The following is a 15224-nucleotide window of genomic DNA, read 5'->3' as shown; positions in this document are numbered from 1 at the left end:
TCTCAGACTCACACCTTACTTTCGCACCTCACCAACAACACTCAGACTCACTTTCGCCCTGCTCATCGCTAAAGCTGTGAATAGCCTTCTCCTCTGCGGAGACAATAAGGAAAATTAAGGGACAGATGGTGGCTTGTATGGAGAGCAAATCATTAACGAGAGGATTTCGAAAATATCGTGACGCGACAACCCGTGCGGAACCTGCGAGAACGGAACCTATCGAAGTCGATCTTAAGCATAATTTCGAGAAACTTAAGGAAATCTTCTCGAATACGCCGGACCTGATCAACCGGCATTTTATTCTGAAGGCGGACAATCGTCAGGCTATTCTTGCTTATCTCGAAGGCTTGTCTGACAAGAATTCAATCAATCGCGACATCCTTACCCCACTTAAACAAGGAACGGCCGAAATCAACGGTGACAATGATTTTCCTGCAACGATCGGCGAATTCCATCGGTTGCAGGACTGGGGACAAGTGGAGCACATGCTATTTGCCGGATATAGCATCTTGTTCATCGATGGAGAACAAGTCGCCTATGCTTGCGGATCTCAAGGCTGGCCCCAGCGTGCGATAGAGGACCCCCAATTAGAAACTTCGCTGAAAGGAGCACATCAGGGCTTCGTCGAAACAGGTGGCGCCAATGTTGCATTAATCCGACGTTACATTCCAAATCGCGAGCTCAAAATTAAAGAGTTCACGATCGGGGCCAGAAGTCAGACCAAACTTTCCATTCTATATTTAGCTGACGTTGCGAATGTTCAAACCCTTCATGTGCTAGAAGAAAGATTAAGCCAGTTAGACATTGATGCCGTCATTAATACAGGAGAATTGGCGGAGCTAATCGAAGATTCACCTCTCTCGCCTTTCCCTCAATTCATATTGACCGAACGCCCGGACGCTGCCTCATCTCAGATTCTTCAAGGCAAATTCGTCATAGTGGTGGATCGTTCGCCAAGTGCGCTGGTCGGCCCTGTTAACTTTATTTCCTTCTTCCAGAGTGTCGACGACTACAGCACGCGATGGACGATCGCAACTTTCATTCGCATGCTGAGGCTGCTCGCGTTTTTCATCGCCATTCTATTACCCGCGATCTACATCGCGGTCGTATCGTTTCACTTCGAGGTCATTCCGATGAAGCTTTTGTCGACGATTGGCCAATCGAGAGCAAAAGTCCCCTTCCCTCCTTACATGGAGGCTGTCTTCATGGAACTTACGCTAGAGATGTTACGTGAGGCAGGCGTCCGTCTACCCGCACCGGTCGGACAAACGGTCGGCATCGTAGGAGGCATCGTTATTGGTCAGGCTATCGTACAAGCCGGCCTTATAAGCAATATCATGGTCGTCGTCGTTGCTTTTACCGCAATATCTTCATTCATCTTGCCCAACTACGATATGGGTGCGGCGGTTCGGTTAGTTCGGTTCGCCATGATGCTTTTCGCTTCTATTTTCGGATTTGTGGGGATAGTCGTCGGACTATTGACTTTGATCGCTCACCTGCTGTCTCTTAAATCCCTTGGCGTACCTTACAGCACGCCATTCGGACCCGTGCGATTCCGGGATTGGAAAGATACGCTGGTGCGGATACCGATTTGGTTAATGAAGAATCGTCCAACCAGCTCGAACGCGCAGCAAGACACCAGACAAGGCGATACCGGCCACCCGAGAGAGGATGAGAGCCATTGAACCAATCCGTTAAGACTCCCATATCTTTCCTTCAATATGTATTTACCATTGCTGGCATCCAAATCGGCATTGCGATCCTGTCGACACCGAGAGAGGTATCACGTTTTGCCGGAACGGATGGCTGGATCACTATTGTAATCGGCTACTTGATTACAACCATCCCAAGCCTGTTGGTTATCAATATCATGAGGAGAAGTCCTGACGGCACCATCCTCGATTTGCTGAAAACAAAACTAGGAAGATTGCTTACACGAATCTTAGCTCTATCCTTAGCAGTTTATCTTGCAGGGATGGCCTATATCGGACTACTCCGAACGCTGTTAATTATCCGGGTGTGGCTCTTGCAGAATACGTCACCCTTTATCGTTTTGCTGCTGTTGTTCATCCCAACCTACATCGTCGCGAAGGAAGGGACGAATATGCTCGGAAGATATGCCGAAGCGATCTTCTATTTTCTGTTCTGGCTTCCTTTTATATATTTACTGCCTCTTAAGGAAGGTCAATGGTTAAACATTATTCCTTTGGTGAAGGAAGGCTGGACACCGATCCTATCCGCAATCCCTAGTGTTCTTTTTGCCTATTTGGGCTTTATAGCAGCCTTCTTCCTGTATCCTCATTTAACGCATAAGAAGCATGCTGGCGCCGGGATAATGCTTGCTAATACCATTACGCTGATCATCAATCTGCTTATTACGCTAGTTTGCTTTATTTATTTCAGCCCAAGCGAGATGGTCGAAGTGAATCAGCCCGTCATTTCTGTACTTAAGACGATTCAATTCAAATTCGTTGAGCGAATTGAAATTATATTCATCTCGCTCTTCATCGGCATATATTCCCTCTGTTGGGTCCCTTGTCTTTACTTTACAGCCTATTGCCTACGGTGGACAACGAATGGCGCTAGAGAACAAAAGTACTTGATCGCCCTCCTAGCCGTTATAGGGATCGAAACATACATCTATATTCCGACATTCAACCAAAGTGTCTGGCTGGAGCAGACGATGACCAATATCGGAATTGTGATGGAATATATCCTCCCGATTGTGATTTGGATTTATCTATTGATCAGAGAGAAAGTACATAGAGAGGAACAGCTAGGATGAAGACAATAATCAGGGGAACCTTGCTCTTAATGGCTCTGATTGTTGGAGGGTGCGGAGATAAGGTTAATTTAGAAGAAGCTGCAGTACCGCTAGCTGCGGGCATTGATCTGGATGAACACAATCAGCTTCGGTTCTATGTATCCAATCCAGTATTCGGGGAGAAGCATAGTGAAGAACAGCAATACAATATTCCGGTATCGAGTCTTCGCGAATCAAGAAGCATCCAGGATGCTTATACGTCGGGAGCCCTAGAGGGAAGAAACTATCAGGTTTACGTCGTTGGTCGCAAACTCCTTCATCACGAGAACTGGTTTAAAATTCTGGATGTCGTGTTCAGGGATGCACGAAACACCGTGCTTGACCGGATGGTTGCGTTCAATGGTCCCCTTGAGGAAATGTTTACCGTTAAGACGGATAAGCAGCCGCCCCTTCCTGTTCTATTGCGCGGGATGATTGATTCCAAGAGCAAACGAGGAACAACTGTACTTACCACCGTACAAGACATGCATCGGCAAATTTTTGAAGAAGCGCTTACCCCTAGTTTAAGCGAAGTAAGCTACGACGCTAAACAGGACAGCTTTCGACTATCAGGAACAGCTTTATTAACGCATAAAGGGAAATATGCAACTTCCATCGGATATCAAGAAAGCGTGTTAATGAATCTTTTGAAGAAAGATGCGACGAAAGGAGTTTCGCTTTCCTTCTCGATCCCTGGAGAGCCGAACTCCGACTTCTTTTCCTTAGATAAGGTTAGCTTTAGCGTCCGGGACATTAAGACTAAAATAAAATCGTCCTATTCCGGTGACCGTTTTCATTTCCTGATCCGGATGAAGGTGTCAGCAGCCATGACCGAACAATTGTTCACTTTCGATATCCAGGAGCATGCAGATATTCTTGAGAGAAAAATGTCTCAACAGATGCAGAATCAATTGGAAAAGCTGATTCGTAAGTTTCAGAAGCACCAAATAGATCCCGTAGGGTTCGGTATTTATGCAAGGGCTCATCAGTATCGTCATTTCAAGTCAAATGAGGACAATTGGGGAGATGCCTTCTCGCACGCGGATATAAAATGCAATGTGAGTATCAAAATCAACTCAATGGGTACCATCAAATAAGCCTTCGATCTGAATGAGCAGAGCAATAGCCTTGTTATCGGGAAATCTTGACCCTATTCCGTCAAAAACATGCTACGAAGCCCAATGGTCACCATTGGGCTTCGTTTGATGCAAATAACAAATGGTAATTATCGCTTTCTAGCTTTCCCTCGCGAGCAGCTATTCCTACCAGTCTCTCCGCAGCGTGAACAAGTCGCGCAGCGCTTCCGTCGACAACTCCGTGATCCACCCTTCCGAGCTCGTGATGACGTCATCGCTCAGTTGCTGCTTACTCTCGAGCATCTCGTCGATCCGCTCCTCCAACGTGCCAAGCGAGATGAATTTGTGCACCTGCACATCGCGCGTCTGGCCCATCCGGTAGGCGCGGTCCGTCGCCTGGTTCTCCACGGCGGGGTTCCACCAGCGGTCGAAGTGGAATACATGGTTCGCGGCGGTCAGGTTGAGCCCGACGCCGCCGGCCTTGATCGACAATATGAATACATTAGGTTGCTCCGCCGCAGGCAGCTCCTGCGACTGGAACTGCTCGATCATTCGGTCGCGCGCCGTCTTGGACGAGCCGCCATGCAGGTACAGGACAGGCTCACCAAGTTCCCGGGAGATCACCCGCTGCAACAATTCGCCCATGCCGATGTACTGGGTGAAGATCAGACACCGCTCACCCTCATCGCGGAGCTCCTTCACGAGGTCGAGCAGCCGTTCGAGCTTGGCAGAGCGGCCAATGAGCATCGCCGATTCGGCGGCTTCCTCGCGCTCGTCTTCAGGCACCGGCACAGCTTCCTTGGTGAACAGCACAGGATGGTCGCACAGCTGCTTCAGCCGAGTCAACGCGGAGAGGATCGCGGCTTTGCGCTGAATGCCTTCCAACTTCTTGACCTCGTCCATCAGCTCCTTCACCGTCTGCTCGTAGAGCGCGCTCTGCTCGCCGGTGAGATTGATGTACGTCTTCATTTCGTTCTTGTCCGGCAAATCCAGCATGATGTTCGGATCCTTCTTCTTGCGCCGAAGCATGAACGGCTTCACGAGCCGCTGCAGCTCCTGCGTACGGTTATGATCGCGCTCACGTTCAATGGCTTGGCTAAACCGTTCGGCGAAAACACGGGCGGTGCCGAGGTAACCCGGATTGGTAAAATCGTAGATCGACCACAGCTCCGCGAGCTTGTTCTCGATCGGCGTGCCCGTTAGCGCGATGCGATGCCGCGCGGGGAAGCTCTTGACCGCGATGGCCTGCTTCGTTCCGGCGTTCTTGATGTTCTGCGCCTCATCGAGGCAGATCGCTGACCACGTATACCCGCCAAGCAGCTCTTGGTCTAGCGTCGACGTCGCATACGAGGTCAGCACGAGATCAGCTCCCGCCGCTTCCTCGTAGAATGCACCGCCGCTGAGACGCTTGCCGCCGTAGTGGAGCATGATGCGCAGGGACGGTGCGAAGCGGCGTACTTCCTTCTGCCAGTTGCCGAGCACAGAAGTCGGACAGATCAACAGGGCGGGACGGCGTCCTCCGCTAGCGGCGGCTTCTTCAGCGACGTGCAGCAAGTACGTGATGAACTGAATCGTCTTGCCTAGCCCCATATCGTCGGCCAGCACGGCGCCGATCCCGAACCGGCGCAGAAACGCCAGCCATGAGAACCCAGCTTGTTGGTAGCTGCGCAGCTCCGCTCGCAGCGTCGGCGGCACGGGGATTGACGGCCAGTCCGTCTGCTGCGTCAACTGCCCCATAACTGTCGTCAGGTGAGCGTTGAGCTCCACGTCCACCTCCAGCTCGACGTCTTCTTCGCCGTTGTCCACAGCGCCGCTTAAACCATTCTCGCCCGCGGAAGCCGGCATGCTGTCGCCGCGATTGCGGTGCAGGTGCATCTTCAGTACATCCTGGAAGGACAAGCCCCGCCGGTGATCGACGCCCGCCATCGCTTTGCGTATCTGCGCTAGCAGGGCCGGATCGAGCGGTACCCATAGGTCGCGGAATCGCACAAGCCGTTCGCCGCGGGCGACCAGCTCGCGAAATTCCTCCTCGCTGAGGTCAACCTCGCCAATAGACAGCCTCCAGTCGAATTCGATCAGCGCGTCGAGACCGAAGAAGGACCGCCCGCCACCCGTCCGGTTTCCTTCCCCATCGCCTTCGCCGGGGCGGACCTTCGCGCGGAGGCGCGGCTTCTTGCGGCTTGCCTCCTCCCACCATCCGGGCAGCAGCACTTGCCAGCCGGAGGCTATAAGCCGCTGGCTGTCCGCGGTCAAGAACCGCCACGCATCGTCGTTCAACAGCGGTGCGTTCAGCACGTCCGCGGGACTACCGGACAGCCGGTCCTCCGGCAAGCTCGCTCGCAGATGCGCGAGCCAGGCCGCGGAGCGCTCGCGCACGTGCGGGGTCCAGTCGGAGGGCCATGTCCCGTAGGCTTCTCCATTCGCGGCCAGCCGAACAGGCGCAAGTTTCGCTGGTTCGAGCTTGTCCTGCAGCATTAGCGCAAGGCGCCAACCATCGGATTCGGCGTCCTCCGGCTCCAGCAGCTGCAGCAGCGGCCGGAACGGAAGCGTGTCCGCCTTCCAGCCGGCAGCGACGAGCCATCCGCGCTCATCGAGGCCCGCGGCCGCGGCGGCGCGATCATGCGCGAACAGCAGCGGGAAGTCGCGGCGCAGGTCGGCTGCGGCAGCTTCCGTGCCGTAATGGCTCTGGAACACCGCCGCGGAGAACGCAGCTCCGAGGCCGGCCAGAAAGACGGCATCCGCCCCTCCCTCGTCCTCGGTCACTTCATTCCAGACGCCTGAGTCATCCATACCGCCGCCAGAGAGCGCGCGCAGCGCCCGGCGGGTCTTCGCGTCGAGCGCCTCTTCCTCCCACGTCCATCTCAGTTTGCCGACCTTGTAGGCTTCGAAACTCGGGACGAATCTTCGCTCCGTGATGCCGCGATTCAGCGCCGGTGCGAACGCGGCGAGCCGCGCAGCGTCGCCTTCAAGCTGCCAAGTCACGTGCATCGGCAGCAGCCCGGGATCGGCGAAGAACGGCACGACCATCTCCGCCGGCAGTACGACAAGCTCCAGCTCGTCCCTCAGCTTCTCGATCTCAAGCTCCGTGCCGTAAAACGACGGCTCGTGCCGAGCGAACAGCCGCTGCTTGACGAGCAGCCCCGGCGCGTAGCCGGACGCATCCGCACCGAATATGAGCGCATCGCCACGTTCGGTCAGACTCGCTTGAATCGTAAGTGTATCGGCGTATGCGTTCATGACAGCAGTCCTCCTTTGCGCAGTTCTTCCTGCAGCGCCCTCAGCCGGCTGTTTCGGCTCGCGAACATGTCGATAAACTGCTCCCATCGCTCGCCTTTCTTCAGGCGCGCATAAAGCTTGGCGAGCCGCTTCAGCAGCTTCACCGCACTTTTGTAGCCATCGCGGTTCTTCTGCAGTACATACCGTTCCACCGCCTGATGGTAGAAGGGCAGAAGCAGCTCCGGTGCTTCCTTCTCTATGGGCTTCAGCGCGGTCGCGCGGAATGACAACGGATCCTGGCCCATGCACATCTGCAGGTCGATCCACCGATCCCACCTGCCGAGTGCCGCCAGCGCATCCTCATAGACGGACCGCGAGAACGGCAGCATCGCCTGGAGCGTGCGCCACATTGCCGGCTCCGCCTCAGGCAGTTTCTCTACGACCACGGCCCAATAGTCGCCGTAGGGTGCCAAGTCTTCGCCGCGGAAGCCGGCGAGCAGCGGTCCGGACTCCTCGAGCCAGTCGCGCAGCAGCGCCCATTGCTCCGCGCGCTCGAGAACGCCAAGCAGTGGTGCGAGATGCTCCAGCCTCAGCATCAGCTTTCGTCCGGCCTGCGCGAGCAGCGCCCGCGCTTCCGCGTCGCGAGACAGGTAGAGCAGCAGCAGACATAGCGATAGCGTCCACGGCAGCCGCGACAAGGACGGGCCGAGCGCCGCTTCTGCCTCTTGCAGCTGGCGCATCTCTAACTCGTAGAGCGCGGCGCTTCCGGCAGAGTCTGGGCCGAGCCAGCTCAGCCACATCGAAGCATAAAGCGCCGAGAAGCAGCCGAGCGTCTTATCCTCGGTCAGCATGCGCTCGCGGAGAAAAACTACCGTCTCCATTAGCCGCTCCCAGTATATGGAGCTTTCGTCTGCCATCGCGAGCTTGTCCTCGAGCAGGCTCTGCGCCTTGGCGCGAAGCCCGTCCAGCGCCAGCTGCGTATGGTAGCCCTTGAACAGGCCCGATTGGCGCCAGTCCGCCTGGGTCGGTTTGGTTATCTGTTCCAGCACAAACAGCAACGCGTGGAGCGTGAACAGCTGCTCCAGCGCCCAGGGCAGCTCGGGCCGCATCGCTTGCAGGTCAGCGAGCAGCTCATTGGCCTCCTGCGCCGTGCGAATGTGCAAGTGCATCGGTCCGCGGCGAGCCTGGAACCGTTCATGCCACTTCGCCACAGTAAGCTCAGTCAGCTCCGCCTCCGTCAAGGTCGGCCGATCGCGCCAAGGGGCTGTCGGCGCAGCTCCCCGGTTCGCGATATCGCCACTGCCCGTCCGGGACGAAGTCTCCGAGGCGGCTTCTTCGGCACCAGCGCGGGCAACGCCGCGGCCGCCGTCCAACGCTGCGCCAGGCTTGACGCCGGCGGCCGCGCTCTTCAAGGCGGTGCGCGCGTTGGCGAGCGCCTGGATCGGCCGGCCGCATAGCTCCGCATATCGCATCAGGGCGGCTGCCATGTGCGTGCAGGCGCGGTTCGCGGAACAGTTGCATTCGCGCGCCGCGAGATCGTCCAGATCGACGGCGACGTCGTACATCCGGTTGTCCTTGACACGCGCGTCCACGTGCACGCCGTCGTCGCGGAGCGCTAACTCTTCGACCCGTCCCTGTTTATAGTATTGAAACCCTCGTATGATCGTCAGTTCGTCGAAACGCGCGGCGACGCCTTCCAATAGGAGCCGCCACGCGCCGTCATCCAGCATATAATCCATATCCATAATCCGTTGACTCCCGGTTGCGTCGTCAGTATTTTTAAAGCTTCACGCTCTATTATACCATCTCTTCCACCCGCGGGACCTGTAACAAGGTACCATGGCCGGAGACTTTCAAATCGAGAAGAAACGATCTCATAGTGACTGCAGCCCGGTATCAGCCTATACTCACAGCCCAACCACAATGCAAAAAGAAGTCGCCGTTTATGCGACTTCCATTGTATAAATGTCTTGTCATTCCACATACCTACTACTACTTCTAAAGGTTCTATCCATACCAGGAAGCTGCCGATCTCGGGGCGATTAGCTTTAATGAATGATAATTGCGCTTCCTCACTTCATCCCGCTTAGTGCGATGCCTTGAATAATTCGTTTCTGGAAAATCAAGAAGATCGTAATCAGAGGAAGCACAGAGACGGTAGCGGCGGTCATAATCAGAATCCAACCGCTGTTATCTTTCATTTCGCTAGAGAAATAGACCATCCCAACAGGGAGTGTATATTTGCTCTCCGTCTGCAGTACGATGAACGGCCATATAAATTGATTCCAGCTCGAGATGAAGCTTAAGATCGCAAGCGTCGCTAATGCCGGCTTCATGAGCGGAACCGCTATGGAGGCGAATACCTTCCACTCGTTCAATCCGTCGATGCGCGCCGCATCAAGAAGTTCCGAGGGCAGCGACTCCATAAACTGGCGCATGAGGAAGATCCCGAAGGCGGAAATAAGGCCAGGCAGCAGCAAACCGGCATATGTGTCCGACAGGCCTAACTTCGACGCGAGCAAGTACCAGGGGATGATGAGCATCTCGGTAGGGACCATCAATGTGCTAATAATCAAGACGAAGATAACGTTTCTTCCAGGAAAATCGAACTTAGCGAGCACATACCCCACGACCGTATCGAAGAACAGTACCGACATCGTCGATACGACTGCGACGCCTGCCGTGTTGGAGATCCATCGCCCGAAAGGTGCTTTGACGAACAAATCTCCATAGTTGTTCCAAGTGGCAGGCGACGGGATCAGGCTTAGATCGAACAAATCCTTGGGCTCCTTGAATGAGGAGGCTGCCATCCATAGGAACGGAAACAGTGTCACGGCGACTCCCGCAAAAAGAAGCAAATAACGAAGAAGCACCCCTGCTCCAATCGCGTAAGAGCGGCTTAACCTCCTTTTGACGGAAAATCGTACTGGTTCTGTGTTCAAATTCATATCGAGCCTCCTCTCAGTATTCAATTTTGCGATTTAATATTCTTAGCTGCAGAAGCGTGAACGCAAGAATGATGATGAACAGAACGACAGTCGCAGCCGAAGCGCTCCCCATGTCGAAATTCTTGAACGCTAGTTTGTAGATATGATAGACGAGCGTTCGAGTCGAATTAAGCGGGCCTCCGTCTTGGGTCATGCTGACGATATGCGAGAACGACTGCAGATAGTTGATGCCGGCGATGACGGCAGAGAACAGAATGATCGGATTGAGCAGCGGCAACGTGACATAGCGAAACCTATGCCATGCATTGGCGCCGTCTATATGAGCGGCTTCGTGATACATCTTCGGAATGCCTTCCAATCCGGTCAAGAAGATTAACATCTGAAATCCGACGCTCTGCCAAATCATCGACAAGGCGATGACGTATGGCGCTTGATCCGGAGATTGGAGAAACGGCTGCGCATGAAAGCCCAGGCTTAGCAGCTGTCCGTTAATCCAACCGTTCGGCATGAGAAGCCAGCGGAATATCCAGCTCACCGCGACGACGCTCGTGATATACGGGATGAAGTACACCGTCCGGAAGAAGCTGCGAAGCCGCTTCACGTTATGCAGCAGCAGCGCTGCGGACAGCCCGACAGCCAACTGTCCGGGAATGCCCACAACGACATATAAGAACGTATTCGTAAGCGACTTGCGGAACGCCTCGTCTGCGAGCAAGCTTGAATAATTGTCCAATCCAACGAATGGCTTCTCTGGCGAGAGAACATCCCATTCGCGGAAGCTGATGTTGAACGAATACAAGATAGGAAACAGCCGGGTCAGTACAAAATAAAGCAGCGGTATGCCCAGCATCAGATAGATAAAAAGATAACGCTGAGTGCGATAGTTCAATCGCAACGAGAGAAGCTTTCTCCCTTCGGCTGCGCGGCCTCGTGTCGTGGTCGTGATCATTCGGTATCTTGCCTCCCTCATAGACAAGCAGGCGCCGGATCACCCCGGCACCCCTCTCTTGCTTACTTCTTGTCAACTTTGGCCCAATAGTCGTCATAGAGCTTCTGCGTCTTGGCGACGAGATCTTTGAACGCCGTCTCGACGGGAACCTTGTTGAGAAGAACTTCATTCACGGCATCGACGAACAACGTCCTCTCTCCGGTCTCGTCGATGAAGAAGTGTGCCTTGCTGTTATCGAGCTGTCGAATAAACGGCCCAAGCTTCTCGTCATTCAAGTATTTGTCCTGCGTGGCGACTTCCTTCTGAGCCGGAAGTTCGCCAACCTTATCCACCCATTGTTCTTGAACTTCCTTGCTCGTCAGGAACTGAAGGAACTTAATTGAGGCGTCGAGCTTCACGCCAGTGACGCCAGCCGGAATCGCGTTCGCCCAGTATGAGGAAGGCGCAGAGCTGCTCTTATAGGACGGTAACGGCGCAATCCCGTAATTGAGATCCGGTGCGTCCTTGGCCAAGGAGCCAAGACGGAAGGAACCGTCGATATTGATTGCGGCGTGCCCCGTCTTGAAGGCTGTAACATCATCGGTGAAGACGCCCGTCGTTCCGACCTTGTGCTTGACTGCGAAATCTATCAGGTACTGGAATGCCTCCAGTCCTGCAGGTGTGTCCGCCCATAGAAGCTTGCGCCGGTCTTCACTGAGGTCTTGGCCTCCTGCCTGCGGCAGCAGCCCGTCGCGATACCAGTGGTGAAGCTGCGCGCCTGGCTCCCATGCCAATCCTTCGACGACGAATTGCCCGTTGGAATCCTTCTCCGTCAGCTTCACGCTGTCCTCTACCAGTTCCTCCCACGTAGCGGGAGGCTCAGTGATATTCGCCTTTGCGAACAAATCCTTGTTGTAGAATACGGCAAGCGTGCGTACGGCGGTCGGAATCGCCCAGTAAGAGCCGTCGATCTTCGATGCATTGACGAGCGGGTAGTACTTGTTCGCGATGTCCGACGCCGGGAAGCCCGATTCGGGCAGCGGTTGCAGGAAGCCGGAGGAGACATACTTCGGCAGCCAGCCATAGTACAAGTTGATGACGTCAGGTCCTTTGCCCGCCGGTACGAGCGTCGCTACCTTCTCGTTATATTGATCGTAAGGGAAGTTCGTTTGCTTGACGGTAATGTTCGGGTTCTGCTCTTCGAATTTGTTGATCAACTCGTTAATAAGCTCGACTTTGGACGGATATTCGTACTGCCAATATTCGATTGTCACCTTCTCCTGCGAATCACTGGAGGCTGCCGTCGTTTCGGTTGGAGAATCCGTGGCTGCAGGTGTAGAGGCTGAAGAGGTAGATTTGTCAGTTCTATCGGAATTATTCCCACCGCAAGCGGTCAAGAGCAAAGATACGACTGCGAGCAGCGATAATGGCTTAGCGATATTGTGGATACGATTCATGAACGGGTCAACTCCTTGGTTTCGTTTAGGGGGTTAGAAGGATCCAATCGAAGCAGCTTTCTCGCATTGTTGCCGAAGATGGCTTCGATCTCCGATTCAGAGAAGCGAAGGTCGCGTACAACGCGGATTTGATCCTGCAGATAGCGGTAATTGTAACCTCTTGGAAATCCCATCGAGTCTGAGCCGTAGATGATTCGCTCCGGTCCGATCAACTCGTAGGTTTTACGGAACAACGTCTCAAGCGTCAGCTCGTATGGCATCCAACGGACCCATTGATTCGAGCCGGACGTGTCGACGTAGACGTTCGGACAGCTCCAGCACAGATGGAGCAGCTCCTGGAAGTAACCGCAGCCGAAGTGTGGAATGATAAACGGAATGTCAGGATACCGACGGGCGACATTGAAGATGGCGAGCGGGCTGATATTCGGATGCGACACGATCCCTCCCGCATGTCCCAGGAGACCAAAGTGGATAAGGATAGGCAAACCGCGTTCAGCGAGTAAGTTCCACACCGGTATTAGTGATTCGTCATCGAACGAGATCGGCGTGAGCGGGCCGAATAGCTTGTAGCCCCGAAGTCCAAGCTCATCTACAGCGCGTTTCAATTCTGGAGCGGCATCCGGACGTTCGATCGGATGCGAGGCAAATCCAGTGAAGATATCCGGATAAGCAGCGATCTGCTGCGCCAACTCATCGTTCGTCCAACCCGTTAGAAAGTTAAGTCCCCCGATGCCGTAACGGTCGAGTTCGTCCTTCCATCGCTCGACGAGTGAACGATTGGCATGTTCGGGATCGACTTCCTCCGTCCTAAGGTCCCATGTCAGCCGCATCCGCTGCGAACGCTCGCGGCCATAATCAGTAATTCGATCATGCTTCTCGAATGATTTCGGATAGTTGTAAGGCAAATGCCCGTGTATATCGAACACTTGAAATCCGGATCTAAACACCGTTCCTTCCTCCTTTAGCCGACAGGTCGGCGTCTTCCCCTAAGGGATCGTACGATCGGTTGCGCCGCTCGGTTAAGATCTGATCCAGCAGCTTGATCTTGGTATCGATCTGGGCTCTCGTCTGCTCCGTCCATACTTCCGCTTGCCTATGTGCAGAAGTTTGCACCGCTAACGCTCTCCTTAGCTCTCCTGGACTTGGCCCGCCGAGAACCGAACGGATACGGACGAAGTGCTCCGGATCAAGCGCTTGTTGCAGTTCTTCAGCAGTCAGCGACAACGGCCTTCCAATGATGCTCCTAGCGGCCTCGTTAAGTCCACTTACCGTAAGCTCTCTCACGGTAAGGCCATCGGAAACCGCTGTATGTACCAATTCAGCAACGATGGCATGCGCCGTACGAAACCCAAGTCCTTCTTTGCGCACTAGCGTATCAGCGAGTTCTGTAACGGTCGCATAGCTCATCTCCGCCCTTCGACGTAACACGTCCCTATCGACCTCAAGCGTCTCGATGATGCGAGCCAGTAGCCGGTAAGATGAAACTAGCGTGCGAATACTTCGCCAAACGTAAGGCTGAAGATCGTCTTCAGTGTCAACAATGTCCCCGAAGGGCGTGTTGTGAACCATGCTCTGCACCGTGTTCGCATCTCCGACGCAGCTCGACAGCAGCGACCGAAGGTGCTCGACCGACACCGGGTTTCGTTTCTGCGGCATGATCGAACTTATCTGGACATAAGGCGCTGCCACCTTCACAGCTGCGAATTCTTGCGTACACCACAGAAGAAGCTCCTGAACGAAGCGACCGAGATTCACGGCGGACAATGAAACGGATAAAGCGATCTCGAGGACGTAATCCGCCCCGCTGACCGCATCGTACGCATTCGTGATCGTCTCGTCGAATCCAAGAAGCTCCGCCGTCCGCTCCCGACTGATCGCGAAGCCTGTTGTCGTTAGCGCTGCAGCGCCGAGGCTGCTCCGGTTGCAGTTCGCATAAGCAGCCCGCAGACGACGGACATCCCGGGAGAGCGAGTCCGACACCGCTGCGATATAATGCCCGACGGTCGTTGGCTGCGCCTGCTGCGTATGCGTATAGCCGATCATGAGCGTCTCTGCATGTTCTTCCGCAAAACCAATAAGCCGCTCCTGCAGTTCTAGTGCGGATTCGATAAGAGTCAGCAGTTTAGTCCTTAACACGATACGATAGATCGCGATTCCCATGTCGTTGCGGCTGCGCGCGAGATGCAGATGACCTGTTGTCTCTCCCCCCAACTGCGCGAGTTCATGCTCCACTTCGAAGAATAGATCCTCAAACTCGCCCGTATATTGGCCGTTCTCCAATTTCATCAGATCGAGCTCCTGAAGCGCCCAGGTAATGATCGCAGCATCCTCTTCGGCGACGAGTCCTTGCTCTTCGAGCATGATGAGATGCGCCTTGCTGACCGAAATCATTGGTCCAAGCAGCTCCTTCTTGGCCTGTTCATACGCTGGCTTGAGAACAACCTCCGCGTATGTTCGGCCTGGGAAGGTGTCTCCCTCCTCCCGTTGCCGTTGTTGCGCATCCGGCATTTGCTTCACTCCTATCTGCATGCTCCTGTTTTACTAACGCAAAAAGGAGACCCTCCCTGCAAAGAGATGAGGTCTCCAGTTATCTGGTAGAAAATTATTCCGACAATTCCAACTGTTATTGTTTAATTTATCACATGGTAGCACTGACTCTCTCGTGGTGTCAATCGCTAGCTCTATCGATAATTCCTATAGCAGGATTTGGAATTTTGATCGTAATGGGACGACAACCTTTTATCATATCATTTTAGGTAGAAGAGAAGATCAACTGTTTTGTGTTCTATAGCCTGA

Annotated in this window: 10 protein-coding genes; 3 read left to right on the top strand and 7 right to left on the bottom strand. The window is 54.2% G+C overall.

All coding sequences use genetic code 11. The features are described from left to right. The first annotated feature begins 137 nt into the window (after positions 1-137). Genes SBI19_RS01525 through SBI19_RS01515 form a run of 3 tightly spaced genes read left to right on the top strand, consistent with a single transcriptional unit; the run spans position 138 to position 3900 of the window. Positions 138-1685, top strand: a complete 1548-nt coding sequence (locus SBI19_RS01525; RefSeq protein ID WP_317964432.1) for a spore germination protein — start codon at positions 138-140, stop codon at positions 1683-1685. Next, positions 1682-2785 (top strand): GerAB/ArcD/ProY family transporter, encoded by a 1104-nt coding sequence (locus SBI19_RS01520; RefSeq protein WP_317964431.1) that lies wholly within the window; start codon positions 1682-1684, stop codon positions 2783-2785. Before SBI19_RS01525 ends, SBI19_RS01520 begins: the two co-directional genes overlap by 4 nt. Continuing rightward, a complete protein-coding gene (locus tag SBI19_RS01515) occupies positions 2782-3900 on the top strand; it encodes a Ger(x)C family spore germination protein (RefSeq protein ID WP_317964430.1) in 1119 nt (372 codons plus the stop codon). The genes SBI19_RS01520 and SBI19_RS01515 overlap by 4 nt, the downstream gene beginning before the upstream one ends. 165 nt (positions 3901-4065) lie before the next feature. Here the strand turns inward: SBI19_RS01515 and SBI19_RS01510 are convergent, their stop codons facing one another. The 7 genes from SBI19_RS01510 to argH form a co-directional block, all read right to left on the bottom strand. Continuing rightward, positions 4066-7116 (bottom strand): DEAD/DEAH box helicase, encoded by a 3051-nt coding sequence (locus SBI19_RS01510; RefSeq protein WP_317964429.1) that lies wholly within the window; start codon positions 7114-7116, stop codon positions 4066-4068. After that, on the bottom strand, positions 7113-8840 hold the full coding sequence (locus SBI19_RS01505) for an SWIM zinc finger family protein (protein WP_317964428.1): 1728 nt from the start codon (positions 8838-8840) through the stop codon (positions 7113-7115). The genes SBI19_RS01510 and SBI19_RS01505 overlap by 4 nt, the downstream gene beginning before the upstream one ends. Before the next feature lie 327 nt (positions 8841-9167). After that, positions 9168-10043, bottom strand: a complete 876-nt coding sequence (locus tag SBI19_RS01500) for a carbohydrate ABC transporter permease (protein WP_317964427.1) — start codon at positions 10041-10043, stop codon at positions 9168-9170. A gap of 13 nt (positions 10044-10056) precedes the next feature. After that, on the bottom strand, positions 10057-10992 hold the full coding sequence (locus SBI19_RS01495; RefSeq protein ID WP_317964426.1) for a carbohydrate ABC transporter permease: 936 nt from the start codon (positions 10990-10992) through the stop codon (positions 10057-10059). A gap of 62 nt (positions 10993-11054) precedes the next feature. Then, positions 11055-12428 (bottom strand): sugar ABC transporter substrate-binding protein, encoded by a 1374-nt coding sequence (locus SBI19_RS01490; RefSeq protein ID WP_317964425.1) that lies wholly within the window; start codon positions 12426-12428, stop codon positions 11055-11057. Beyond that, positions 12425-13375 (bottom strand): amidohydrolase family protein, encoded by a 951-nt coding sequence (locus tag SBI19_RS01485; protein WP_317964424.1) that lies wholly within the window; start codon positions 13373-13375, stop codon positions 12425-12427. Before SBI19_RS01485 ends, SBI19_RS01490 begins: the two co-directional genes overlap by 4 nt. After that, a complete protein-coding gene (gene argH / locus SBI19_RS01480) occupies positions 13368-14936 on the bottom strand; it encodes an argininosuccinate lyase (RefSeq protein ID WP_317964423.1) in 1569 nt (522 codons plus the stop codon). Before argH ends, SBI19_RS01485 begins: the two co-directional genes overlap by 8 nt. Positions 14937-15224 lie beyond the last annotated feature (288 nt).

Source organism: Paenibacillus sp. CCS19 (assembly GCF_033239625.1).
Lineage (GTDB): Bacteria > Bacillota > Bacilli > Paenibacillales > Paenibacillaceae > Paenibacillus_T.
The sequence above is the reverse complement of the archived record's forward strand: the minus strand, read 5'-3'. Positions and strand labels throughout refer to the sequence as shown.

Excerpts from the sequence above, each read along its gene's own strand:
- SBI19_RS01525 (WP_317964432.1), top strand. The coding sequence starts at position 138 with ATGGAGAGCAAATCATTAACGAGAGGATTTCGAAAATATCGTGACGCG.
- SBI19_RS01515 (WP_317964430.1), top strand. The coding sequence starts at position 2,782 with ATGAAGACAATAATCAGGGGAACCTTGCTCTTAATGGCTCTGATTGTT.
- SBI19_RS01510 (WP_317964429.1), bottom strand. The coding sequence starts at position 7,116 with ATGAACGCATACGCCGATACACTTACGATTCAAGCGAGTCTGACCGAA.
- SBI19_RS01505 (WP_317964428.1), bottom strand. The coding sequence starts at position 8,840 with ATGGATATGGATTATATGCTGGATGACGGCGCGTGGCGGCTCCTATTG.
- SBI19_RS01500 (WP_317964427.1), bottom strand. The coding sequence starts at position 10,043 with ATGAATTTGAACACAGAACCAGTACGATTTTCCGTCAAAAGGAGGTTA.
- SBI19_RS01495 (WP_317964426.1), bottom strand. The coding sequence starts at position 10,992 with ATGATCACGACCACGACACGAGGCCGCGCAGCCGAAGGGAGAAAGCTT.
- SBI19_RS01490 (WP_317964425.1), bottom strand. The coding sequence starts at position 12,428 with ATGAATCGTATCCACAATATCGCTAAGCCATTATCGCTGCTCGCAGTC.
- argH (WP_317964423.1), bottom strand. The coding sequence starts at position 14,936 with ATGCCGGATGCGCAACAACGGCAACGGGAGGAGGGAGACACCTTCCCA.